Genomic DNA, 8,750 nt, shown 5'->3' with positions numbered 1-8,750 from the left:
GGAGTAATCGCGCTGAGTTCTTTTAGTTGTTGATTTCATAACACTCTCCAATTTTGGGGTGGAAAGTGTCAACCTTATTTAGGACGACACAGCGAAAAGAAAAAGGCCTGACGACATCGTCAGGCCTTTTTTCTACTGGTAAACATCACTGCTCGCTCTGTCTATTCTTGTCTCATAAACCGCTGAACACATTGAAAGGCCATATAAAACGGCTCAGTACCAAACGTTGCACAAGGTTCTGGTGGCTGAATCTCAATTACACCATCGCACTTGGAAATTATTCTAAGCGTTGGGCATACTTCTGACTTCATTTTAGTTGTAGATATGAACCATGACGTCATTAAGCCAGATAGAACCGCAATTTTTGGAATTTATGCAGCAAGAGATGCAAGTGGATGCAGCTCATGATCTTAAACACGTAAAACGCGTGGTCAAAACAGCGAAACAGCTCTGCAAAGAAGAAAATGCAGACATCGCGATTGTATTACCGGCTGCCTATTTGCATGATTGCTTTACTTATCCGAAAGCTCACCCAAATCGCAAAGAGAGCTCAATCATCGCAGCCAAAAAAGCGGTCGCATTTTTAGAGAGTATCGATTATCCGCAGCAATATCATGATGCCATTGCTCATGCGATAGAGGCACACAGCTTTAGCGCAAACATCAGGCCAAATACGTTGGAAGCCAAAATCGTCCAAGATGCCGACCGTCTGGACGCTTTAGGCGCAATTGGCGTGACGCGATGCATTCAAGTCAGCACTCAATTTAACGCGCAACTTTACAACGACAGCGATATATTTGCCGAAGAACGTGAACTTAACGATAAACAATTCACTCTGGATCACTTTCAGACCAAGTTATTCAAAATCGCTGAAACCATGAACACAGAGTCAGCAAGACGCGAAGCGCAAAAACGCAAAACCTTTATGCAAACGTACCTAGAGCAGTTACACGACGAGGTAACAGCGTAAATGTCAGAAAGCTATACGTTAATTAAAGAGCTTAAACGCCAACTAAAGTTAGCTGGGCTGCATTATGCCGATGTTGCACAACACCTTGATTTAGGTGAAGGAAGCGTCAAACGTTTACTCGCTGAAGGTCAGCACATTAGCCTTGAGCGCTTAGAACGAATTTGCCAATTGATTGGTTTAGAAATGGCGGAACTATTTAAGCTCGCGGCTGCGCACAATAAAGGTCTGGAGTCGCTAACGTTAGAGCAAGAAAAGCAGCTGGTTGACGATAAAGCCCTGCTGCTCGTGGCGATCTGTGTTGTAAATGGCTATCAGTTTGAACAAATCGTTCAGCAATATACCTTCAATGAGTTGGAACTGGTGCAAAAGCTTGCTCATTTGGATCGGCTGAACATCATCGACTTGCAGCCAAATAACAAAATTCGTTTGCGTATATCTCCGACATTTAAGTGGCAGATGGGCGGCCCTATTCAACGGTTCTTCCAACAGCAAGTTCAAGACGCCTTTTTCCAAAGCTACTTTTCTGGTGAAGATGAAAAGTTCTCCATGGCAACAGGACTGATGAGTGTACCAAGCAACAAGAAGCTACAACAGAAACTGCAAAAGGTCATCGATGAGTTTTATCAGGCTTGCCAAAGTGATAGCTCTCTCGATATGGACGAAAAACACGGCACCTCTCTGATTATTGCGATGCGTCGCTGGACGTTCCCTTTGTTTGAACCATGGGAAAGAAAACCTGCTCAGAAGTCTCGGAATTAGTAACTCAATAAACGAATGGAAATGAAAGTAACGAATTTCGTTACTTTTGGTGGCATACAACGTCACTTGAAAGAGAAAGCTGGTTTAATCGTTCATTGAGCATAAAGTGCTCCCATCTCATTCGACTTTGTTTAATCGGAGCCAGCATGTTTTTCTCAAAACGCTTTTTTCCTTACTTTGTGACGCAATGCCTTGGCGCACTCAATGACAACATCTACAAAAACGTTCTGTTATTGATGGTGACATACAGCCAAATTGATAACCTACCAATATCTGTCAATCTATTCGTTAATTTGGCGGCAGGCTTATTCATCCTACCTTTCTTTCTATTCTCAGCGCATGCTGGTGCCGTCGCTGACAGCATGGACAAAGCCAAATTAATCCGACGTCTAAAGCTCATCGAACTAGCTATCATGTCTTGCGCAGCAACCGCTATTGCCACCCAAAGTGCCATGCTGATGCTGGTTCTGCTGTTTATGACAGGCACTCAATCGGCCTATTTTGGTCCCGTGAAATACGCCTTGTTACCACAAGCGCTCAAACCAAATGAGCTTGTTAAAGGAAATGCTTGGGTTGAAATGGGCACGTTTCTTTCGATTCTTATAGGTACGCTTAGCGCAGGCCTGCTGCTAGCCATTCCTAATGGTACCTTGATTGCTTCTTGTACCGTGATTGCCTTGTCTTTGCTTGGGTTCATGAGCAGCGTGAATATTCCAACGATGCCTAGCCAATCGAATGACAAAGCGAAATTTGAACCGATTTCTGGTTTAAAGAACACGTTAAAAGTGGCAAAAAAACAGAGAGGCATCTGGATGTCTATTCTTGCCATCAGTTGGTTCTGGTTCATGGGTGCGACTTACCTAACTCAATTCCCTAACTTCGCACGCGAACATTTGTTCGCAGATAGCACTGTCGTTTCTTTACTGTTGGCATTGTTTTCGATTGGTATCGCGACAGGCTCTTGGTTGTGTGAAAAACTTTCTTTCAACCACGTTGAGCTTGGTATTTTGCCATTCGGTATCCTTGGTCTGACAGTCTTTGGCGTCGACTTGCTATGGGCAGTCCCAAGTTATCTATCACTTCCGGTGCACTTTTATGATGTGCAAAGCTTCGTTGCTGAATCCAAACATCTGCGCGTCATGATTGACCTGTTCCTTGTTGGTGTAAGCGGCGGTGTCTTTATTGTTCCTCTTTATGCGTTCATCCAATCGCGTTCAAACAAAGGGGAGTGTGCACGTGCCATTGCTGCTAACAACATCATGAATGCGTTGTTTATGGTGGTGTCTGCTTTGGTTTCGATCGTTGTACTCAGCGTACTAGAGCTTTCTATTGTGGAACTGTTTACCATGATGGCAATAAGTAATTTTTTCGTGGCGATCTATGTCTATCGCCAAGTACCGGAATTTACACAACGCTTTATCAGTTATTTACTCAGCCATTGTATGTATCGTGTGTCCGTAAAGGGGCGCCAACATATCCCTGAACAAGGTGCTGCGTTAATCGTGGCTAACCATGTTAGCTATGTCGATGCATTGATTTTGATGGGAACCTCTACTCGCCCGGTTCGTTTTGTGATGGACAAGTCCATCAGCGAGCTACCTGTTCTTAAATATGTATTCCGTCATGCCGGTGTTATCCCGATCTGTTCTCCACGTAAGTGTGCCGACACTTACCGACGAGCATTTGAACAGATTGAACAAGCACTTAACGACGGTGAGGTTGTCTGTATCTTCCCTGAGGGTCGTTTAACGTCTAACGGTCAATTGGGTGAGTTTCGCCCTGGTGTAGAAAAAATCCTTGAACGTAACCCTGTTCCTGTCATCCCTATGGCGTTAAAAGGGCTTTGGGGTTCTTTTTTCAGCCACAAAGGCGGACATGCTCTCACAAAACGACCGACTCGTTTTTGGTCAAAAGTGGATGTTGTTATCGGTGAAGTGTTAAGTCCTGCGTCTTTAAATCGTCATCAATTGCAACAACAAGTACAGGATTTACTGGGCTGAGTCGCTTGCTATACCGATCAAACTTTGCAGCAAAACGTAAATATGCACCACAAAGGGCAAGTAGTTCTTTGTTAATTAGAGTAGGATATCTACAACGTCATAAATCTAGGAGGTATTATGAAAATCATCATCTTACATGGTCTTTATATGCATGGGCTGGTCATGCAGCCTCTTAGCCAAAAGCTGAGAAAACTCGGATACGAAACGCAAGTACTCAGCTATAACACTGTTGCTATCGATGAGTCTTCACTGTTTGATTCTATTGATCATTCGCTTAATCCACTGACCACAAACGTGCTCGTGGGACACAGCTTGGGAGGCTTGATGATTAAGCGCTATCTCGCCAACAGAAAACCGAGCACTAACTTAATCTCTCATGTTGTCGCTATCGGTTCGCCTCTTAAAGGCGCGTCCATTGTAGGCCGAATTCAAGATCTCGGATTGGGTGCAATTTTAGGCAATTCGCCACACCACGGATTAAACAAACATGATGACGCCTGGGATTTCCCTCAAAAACTCGGCAGTATCGCAGGAACGATGCCGATTGGCGCTCGCCCATTGTTGATCCGTAATGACAACACCATGTCGGACGGTACCGTTACCGTAGAAGAGACAAGACTGGACGGTATGCAAGATCATATCGAAGTGAAGCAAACGCATACGAGCCTGATTTACAACACCTTCGTGCCGCAGCAGATTGATCACTTTATTCGCACAGATTATTTCCGTCGATAGCACACTTTTCCATCATACAGATGGAATCGACTTTCCAAGCTATTCAGTTCGCAGTACTATCCTAGCTCCACTTCTTCACAACTTGGATGAAGTGGTACATTTTTAATTGTTCTCAGGGCGGGGCGAAATTCCCCACCGGCGGTATACTTTTTCAAGTGAGCCCGCGAGCGCTCGATTCGTCGAGGTCAGCAGATCTGGTGAGATGCCAGAGCCGACGGTTATAGTCCGGATGAAAGAGAATAAGAATACACCAGCATAGCGAGTCAGATCGCTAAGAATGCTGGTGCACTTCTTTTTGATCGTATTTTACGGCGATCTCTCATACCGCCCTGATTCTGGTGAAATTTAGGAGTTAACCATGAATCAGTCATCACTACTTGCCGAATTCGGCGACCCAATTACTCGCGTTGAAAACGCACTTATCGCTTTAAAAGAAGGCCGTGGCGTACTGCTTCTTGATGATGAAGATCGCGAAAACGAAGGCGATATCATTTATTCAGTCGAACACCTCACTAACGAGCAAATGGCATTGATGATCCGCGAATGTAGCGGCATCGTTTGTTTGTGCTTAACAGATGCTCAAGCAGACAAACTGGAACTGCCTCCAATGGTGGTAAACAACAACAGCGCAAACCAAACCGCATTTACGGTTTCTATTGAAGCGAAAGTTGGTGTAACAACGGGTGTTTCAGCAGCAGACCGCGTAACGACCATTAAAACGGCGGCAAACCCGCACGCAAAACCGGAAGACCTTGCTCGCCCGGGTCACGTATTCCCTCTGCGCGCACGTCCAGGTGGTGTAATGACTCGCCGTGGTCACACAGAAGGTACGATTGATCTGATGCAAATGGCAGGGCTTCAGCCCGCTGGCGTACTGTGTGAAGTGACCAATCCAGATGGCACGATGGCAAAGGCACCGGAGATCGTAGCATTCGGTCGCCTGCACAACATGCCAGTACTGACGATTGAAGACATGGTAATGTACCTGAACCAGTTCGAGTTGAAACTGGCGTAGTCAGATCTCAGCTCTTGAAAAAAGCCGCGCATTTGTGCGGCTTTTTTGATCGATCCTCTTTGCACTTGAGTAGTTATACTTATTGAAAACAAGGGGAACAACACCATGAAAGGATTACTGAAACTCGCCGCTCTCGTTAGCTTTCTCTCCATGAATTCGCTTGCTCTTGCATCTGAGTGCCCTGATATTCTTCAAGGTAAGCAAAGGTTGTTAAACTCAACGGAAGAAGTCGATCTATGCGAAAGTTTTAAGGGAAAGACACTACTAGTCGTCAATACAGCAAGTCAGTGCGGCTTCACTCCTCAGTTCGAACAGTTAGAAACCCTCTATCAAACTTACAAAGACCAAAACTTCACCGTTATCGGTTTCCCGAGCAATGACTTTCGACAAGATAGAGGAAGCGAAACAAACACAGCGAAAGTCTGTTATCTCGATTACGGGGTAACCTTTCCAATGATGGCTCGCTCTTCAGTATTAGGTGTAGATGCGAACCCAGTCTTCAACCAGATTACTAACCAAGCAGGCATAAAACCAAAATGGAACTTCTACAAGTTTCTAATTAGCTCTGAAGGTAAAGTTATTGCTACTTTTCCAAGCTCCACATCACCGACAAGTACTACGCTTACCAATATGATAGAGCAACAATTATAAGGTGACGACCATGACAACACGCTCAACCATGCTACAACTCGGTTACTTAGGCCTGGTTCCATTTGCGTTTAGTTTAGGGCTGATTTTCACTGACATCTCACTCTTCAATTTAAGTGGTCAGCAATTTTTCATCGCATATAGCGCCGTTATATTAAGTTTTTTATCCGGCATCCTTTGGGGTAATGGCATTGAGCATTACTACCATCGCCTTAGCCGAAATATATTAATTCTCAGCAACCTTTTTGTCTTACTGGCTTGGGGCGCATTACTGCAGGGCCACAAACATTACGCAGTCGCAACCCTACTCTTAGCAATTGGGTACCTTGCTGTTTGGTATGCAGAAAAGCTCGTGAGGAAAGTCGAACAAGACGCCGAGCCCAAGGGATATCAAGGAATGAGGAGCAAACTGACCTTCGGCGTAATCGTAATGCACGGATTGGCTTTAGTTTCATAACCTGGTCTGTCCAGTACTAAGATCACAAAAAAACGTCTTTTTATAAAACAATGTTCATTTCGTGAATGCACACATATTTTGAACACTGTTTTGTTTCATTTATGAATCAATCCACATATAAGTAATTCAAAGCATTCACAAAGGATATGAATATGTTTTTTCGCAAACTTTTGTTTAGCACTGCGATGATCAATGCAACGACAGGTTGCGTGTCTTACCAGGCACAACAAGCCGCCGCTCAAACAGTAAATAATACAGGCGCTGTGCTTACCAATGTGATTAAAACCACGATTGCTCAGCCATGTAATGTTGCAATCACTGCTGCTAGCTTGTTTTATCCGCATGCCATATTTATGACTAGTGTTCCGACTCAAGCATGTACAAGCGTTCTTAGATAATACGAAAGTGATAAGCATAAAAAATGGCGACTCTACCGTCGCCATTTTTAAGCTTCAATGCTATTTATAGTTACAGCGTCAATAAGTAATTAACTAATTGATTGTACTCGTCGTAAGTACGAATTTCGTTGGCCAAAACAATGTATTTATTGTTCACAACCACACCCGGAACCCCTCTCAACGTGCTGGCAGAGAATTGCTTATCAAAACCTTTCTGCATTGAGTTTACGGCGAAACTATTGTACGCCGCATCAAACTTCTTACCTTCGACGCCATTATCAACGAACAGCTGTTTCAGCTCAGCTTCGTCTTTTGGCGCTTGTCGCTTTTGATGAATTTGGGCAAACATGGCAGGAATCATTGTATCTTCAACTCCTAGCGACACCATCGTCGCGTAGGACTTGGCCATCGGAATCGCCATATCTCCGCCCATGAACCCCACATGTACCTTTTCAAACTTTGCCTCTTTTGGCAGAGCAGGTTTTAAACGCTCAATAAGCGACTCAAACTTGTAGCAATGTGGGCAATAAAAAGAAAAGAATTCCGTCACAACAGGTTTCGATGCTTTCTTAACATCCAGAACTTTGTAGTGCTTCCCTTCTTCAAATTGCGCTGCATGAGCGGTAAAAGTCAGTAAAAGTGCACTACATAAGGCAAGTAGTTTTTTCATTGTTTATTTCCTTGTGGCATTCAAATGCCAAATCATTTCATTTGGTAAAAAGGGGTAAACCCCAAGTAATTTGAGATGAGGAATTAAACAATCGGAGGACGATAAAGCTTGGTGATCACTGTCACTACTTTTTCGACTAGAGGCCTATCAATCAAAGCAAGGCTATAAGGAAGAATCAGTAAGTCGTTTTGAGATAAGTTGGCGGGAATTTTGACCATGCAGGAAGAGCTACAACTCGTGTGAGATTGTTGTGCCTTATTGATGGCTGACTCATCGTGATGTGATTCTACGCAGTCGTCATTGACGCCAAGTTGTTTGTGCAGAGCAGCCTGTTGAACAATAAGATCGCGTACTTCAATTATTTTCATCGGAACGGAAGCCTGCGCCACAGGAGCGACACTACTCAAAAGCATAGCAACTAAGCAAACTATCGCAGTCAACAATGTACGGTTAAACTTCAACATAGCTACATCAAGGAAAATGGTGATTTAAGATAATACATGATAACGGTTTGACTTCAAGATACGGACTCTCGGCTCGCTAACAAACTCTGTTCTTTGACCATTTTAGGCTAGTGAATTTTCTCTCTAACGCTCCCTCAGTACACGAAACCAGCACAACGAACTATTCACCGTTCGGATACTCCCCTCATCAGATACCAGCAACAATTCGATAAAACTTGAAATCATTATGAAACACGAGTAATAGTTAGAACAGTTTTTGTACGAACAAGGAAAGATCAATGCTTAAAAAGAGATTCTTTAAGACAAAAGATGAAGTCGAAGTCACGTTCGAGCTAGATAAAGATCAGTGGGACTCTGTCCAAATTGCTGGAGACTTCAACAACTGGCAGCCAGAACCGATGAAATTAGTGAAGAAAAGTCGTAAGTTTAAATTTAAAACCCGCTTACCTAAAGCGCAGAATGTTCAGTTCCGTTACTTGCTCGATGACGCGAAGTGGGAAAATGACCCACAAGCTGATGCTTACGTTCCAAATGCATTTGGCAGCGACAACAGCGTCGTGTGTACCACCGAATAAGCGGTAATTTCGCTTTAAGATTCCATACCTAGGCGCAAACGTTGCGCCTTTTTGCATCT

11 protein-coding genes and 1 riboswitch are annotated in these 8,750 nt (G+C 43.9%); of the genes, 9 read left to right on the top strand and 2 right to left on the bottom strand.

All coding sequences use genetic code 11. The features are described from left to right. The first annotated feature begins 331 nt into the window (after positions 1–331). The 8 genes from R7Z10_RS06085 to R7Z10_RS06050 all read left to right on the top strand — a co-directional run bounded on the left by R7Z10_RS06085 (position 332) and on the right by R7Z10_RS06050 (position 6,982). Positions 332–970, top strand: a complete 639-nt coding sequence (locus R7Z10_RS06085) for an HD domain-containing protein (protein WP_213914938.1) — start codon at positions 332–334, stop codon at positions 968–970. After that, the gene (locus tag R7Z10_RS06080) at positions 971–1,729 is read left to right on the top strand and encodes a helix-turn-helix transcriptional regulator (RefSeq protein WP_318104335.1); all 759 of its coding nucleotides are present in this window, start codon (positions 971–973) and stop codon (positions 1,727–1,729) included. A gap of 146 nt (positions 1,730–1,875) precedes the next feature. Further along, positions 1,876–3,729, top strand: coding sequence for an MFS transporter (locus R7Z10_RS06075; RefSeq protein WP_213914939.1), 1,854 nt, complete (start codon positions 1,876–1,878; stop codon positions 3,727–3,729). 117 nt (positions 3,730–3,846) lie between these two features. Further along, the gene (locus R7Z10_RS06070; protein WP_005373653.1) at positions 3,847–4,464 is read left to right on the top strand and encodes a hypothetical protein; all 618 of its coding nucleotides are present in this window, start codon (positions 3,847–3,849) and stop codon (positions 4,462–4,464) included. A gap of 104 nt (positions 4,465–4,568) precedes the next feature. Beyond that, positions 4,569–4,709: riboswitch (FMN riboswitch) on the top strand. A gap of 113 nt (positions 4,710–4,822) precedes the next feature. Then, positions 4,823–5,479, top strand: coding sequence for a 3,4-dihydroxy-2-butanone-4-phosphate synthase (gene ribB, locus R7Z10_RS06065; RefSeq protein WP_005373655.1), 657 nt, complete (start codon positions 4,823–4,825; stop codon positions 5,477–5,479). A 105-nt stretch (positions 5,480–5,584) separates the two neighbouring features. Next, complete coding sequence (locus R7Z10_RS06060; protein ID WP_033906358.1) at positions 5,585–6,130, top strand: glutathione peroxidase; 546 nt, start codon at positions 5,585–5,587, stop codon at positions 6,128–6,130. A 10-nt stretch (positions 6,131–6,140) separates the two neighbouring features. Beyond that, a complete protein-coding gene (locus R7Z10_RS06055; RefSeq protein ID WP_206953426.1) occupies positions 6,141–6,584 on the top strand; it encodes a DUF3429 domain-containing protein in 444 nt (147 codons plus the stop codon). 152 nt (positions 6,585–6,736) lie between these two features. Beyond that, entirely contained in the window at positions 6,737–6,982 is a 246-nt protein-coding gene (locus tag R7Z10_RS06050; RefSeq protein ID WP_005373664.1) for a hypothetical protein, read from the top strand. Positions 6,983–7,052: 70 nt separating this feature from the next. On the opposite strand, the gene R7Z10_RS06045 is transcribed toward R7Z10_RS06050, so the two are convergent. Both R7Z10_RS06045 and R7Z10_RS06040 read right to left on the bottom strand, forming a co-directional pair. Further along, complete coding sequence (locus R7Z10_RS06045; RefSeq protein ID WP_005373667.1) at positions 7,053–7,652, bottom strand: thiol:disulfide interchange protein DsbA/DsbL; 600 nt, start codon at positions 7,650–7,652, stop codon at positions 7,053–7,055. Between the two features lie 83 nt (positions 7,653–7,735). Continuing rightward, a complete protein-coding gene (locus tag R7Z10_RS06040; RefSeq protein ID WP_318104330.1) occupies positions 7,736–8,116 on the bottom strand; it encodes a hypothetical protein in 381 nt (126 codons plus the stop codon). Positions 8,117–8,394: 278 nt separating this feature from the next. Here R7Z10_RS06040 and R7Z10_RS06035 point away from each other — a divergent pair, with 278 nt between their 5' ends. Then, the gene (locus tag R7Z10_RS06035) at positions 8,395–8,691 is read left to right on the top strand and encodes an isoamylase early set domain-containing protein (RefSeq protein WP_318104327.1); all 297 of its coding nucleotides are present in this window, start codon (positions 8,395–8,397) and stop codon (positions 8,689–8,691) included. The last annotated feature ends 59 nt before the right edge of the window (positions 8,692–8,750 follow it).

The sequence above is a fragment of the Vibrio sp. Vb1018 genome (genome assembly GCF_033338775.1).
Taxonomy (GTDB): Bacteria; Pseudomonadota; Gammaproteobacteria; order Enterobacterales; family Vibrionaceae; genus Vibrio; species Vibrio alginolyticus.
The sequence above is the reverse complement of the archived record's forward strand: the minus strand, read 5'-3'. Positions and strand labels throughout refer to the sequence as shown.

Excerpts from the sequence above, each read along its gene's own strand:
- R7Z10_RS06085 (WP_213914938.1), top strand. The coding sequence starts at position 332 with ATGACGTCATTAAGCCAGATAGAACCGCAATTTTTGGAATTTATGCAG.
- R7Z10_RS06080 (WP_318104335.1), top strand. The coding sequence starts at position 971 with ATGTCAGAAAGCTATACGTTAATTAAAGAGCTTAAACGCCAACTAAAG.
- R7Z10_RS06075 (WP_213914939.1), top strand. The coding sequence starts at position 1,876 with ATGTTTTTCTCAAAACGCTTTTTTCCTTACTTTGTGACGCAATGCCTT.
- R7Z10_RS06070 (WP_005373653.1), top strand. The coding sequence starts at position 3,847 with ATGAAAATCATCATCTTACATGGTCTTTATATGCATGGGCTGGTCATG.
- ribB (WP_005373655.1), top strand. The coding sequence starts at position 4,823 with ATGAATCAGTCATCACTACTTGCCGAATTCGGCGACCCAATTACTCGC.
- R7Z10_RS06060 (WP_033906358.1), top strand. The coding sequence starts at position 5,585 with ATGAAAGGATTACTGAAACTCGCCGCTCTCGTTAGCTTTCTCTCCATG.
- R7Z10_RS06055 (WP_206953426.1), top strand. The coding sequence starts at position 6,141 with ATGACAACACGCTCAACCATGCTACAACTCGGTTACTTAGGCCTGGTT.
- R7Z10_RS06050 (WP_005373664.1), top strand. The coding sequence starts at position 6,737 with ATGTTTTTTCGCAAACTTTTGTTTAGCACTGCGATGATCAATGCAACG.
- R7Z10_RS06045 (WP_005373667.1), bottom strand. The coding sequence starts at position 7,652 with ATGAAAAAACTACTTGCCTTATGTAGTGCACTTTTACTGACTTTTACC.
- R7Z10_RS06040 (WP_318104330.1), bottom strand. The coding sequence starts at position 8,116 with ATGTTGAAGTTTAACCGTACATTGTTGACTGCGATAGTTTGCTTAGTT.
- R7Z10_RS06035 (WP_318104327.1), top strand. The coding sequence starts at position 8,395 with ATGCTTAAAAAGAGATTCTTTAAGACAAAAGATGAAGTCGAAGTCACG.